This window comes from Actinomyces sp. S6-Spd3, assembly GCF_000758755.1.
Lineage (GTDB): Bacteria > Actinomycetota > Actinomycetes > Actinomycetales > Actinomycetaceae > Pauljensenia.
The window spans coordinates 1-835 of record NZ_JRMV01000050.1 but is presented as its reverse complement, the minus strand read 5'-3'; the positions used below and the strand labels follow the sequence as shown (position 1 = coordinate 835).

The 835-nt window shown below is 50.7% G+C and carries 2 protein-coding genes; both read left to right on the top strand.

What is annotated here, in order from left to right; translation table 11 throughout:
• Positions 1 to 658 (top strand): ABC transporter ATP-binding protein (locus HMPREF1627_RS00350; RefSeq protein WP_034499946.1); only part of this gene is annotated, 658 nt, incomplete at its 5' end.
• The coding region (locus HMPREF1627_RS10610) for a hypothetical protein (protein WP_034499939.1) at positions 655 to 835 on the top strand (181 nt) is incomplete at its 3' end. The genes HMPREF1627_RS00350 and HMPREF1627_RS10610, both read left to right, overlap by 4 nt.

The window sequence follows — 835 nt, the reverse complement described above, 5'->3', positions numbered from 1 at the left end:
CCAGACCCTGGTTTCTGATGTCAGCCTCTTGATGGATGGCGGAACCGTGACAGGGTTGATCGGACCGAATGGAGCCGGGAAATCAACCTTCATTGCCACCATGCTTGGAGATATTAAACCAGGACATGGCGTAGTTGAATTTGATGGTCTGCCCGTTCAAAAGCTCCCTCAACGGTCTGATGTGTTTGGGGTGGTGACGGAAGCACATGGTCTTCCGCCCCGCATGACCACCAAGAACGTAGTCAAATACTGGGCTAATGTTCATGGAATATCACGCAACCATAGGGATAGCCTCTGCGAGGCACTCGGTGTAGATAAATTTTACTCAAAGCCGGTAAAGAAGCTGTCAACCGGAATGCGCCGACGCATGGAAATCGTTTTGGCTCTTCTTCCGGATCCCAAAGTACTGGTACTGGATGAGCCGTTTAACGGCTTGGACGTAGACGGTGTTGAATCTGTCAGGACACTTGTGCGGGATCAACGAGCCGCCGGCAAGATCATTCTGCTTACAACACACACACTCACCGAGATTGATCAACTTGCCGACACTCTATATGCAATCCATGCGCGCAAACTTGTGGAGCTTGACTTTAATCAGGGTGTTTCCGGAGCGAGTGAAGCCGCATATAACCAACTCAGAAGCGAGGTGCGAGCATGACCCACTCATTGGAGCTACACAAGTGGTTTTTGGTAGAACTGCGCAGATGGTTCTTCTCTGCGACGCTATGGGTAATCACTCTGATCGCAGCTGCGATGACGCTACTTTCAACGTTTGGCGTTATTGAGACAGGTGTGCAGCAGATAGCCGACGGAATCACAGATGCGGAATCCTTAA